Genomic DNA, 405 nt, shown 5'->3' with positions numbered 1-405 from the left:
TTATTTTTATTAATTCTAATTTATCATTGATACATGAAACATTTACTATGGATTCAGAAATACCTCTCCTTTGGCTACCTCCGTTCATACGAATAAGTCCACCAAAACTGCCAGGAATGCCAATAGTATGTTCAAGCCCTGAAAGTCCATAACTCATCGCAGTCTTTGCCATTCTAGGAACCCAGCAACCAGCCCCCACATATAATCGTGTATCATTAATTTTTTTTATTTTTCTAAAGTCACCAGATAACTTAATTAGCGTCCCATCGATATCACTACTTGTGAATAAAATGTTAGTTGTTTCGCCAATTATATTGTAATTGATTTTTTTATTGTTAAGCTTTTTAAGTGTCTGTTTTAATTCATCAATATCATCAACAAGGATTAACTGCTTTACTTTTCCGC

Annotated in this window: 1 protein-coding gene; it reads right to left on the bottom strand. The window is 33.1% G+C overall.

What is annotated here, in order from left to right:
• A partial coding sequence (locus ASV53_RS24745; protein WP_141226357.1) for an FAD-binding protein occupies nucleotides 1–405 on the bottom strand: 405 nt, incomplete at both ends.

The sequence above is a fragment of the Photobacterium sanguinicancri genome (assembly GCF_002265265.1).
GTDB lineage: Bacteria > Pseudomonadota > Gammaproteobacteria > Enterobacterales > Vibrionaceae > Photobacterium > Photobacterium sanguinicancri.
The sequence above is the reverse complement of the archived record's forward strand: the minus strand, read 5'-3'. Positions and strand labels throughout refer to the sequence as shown.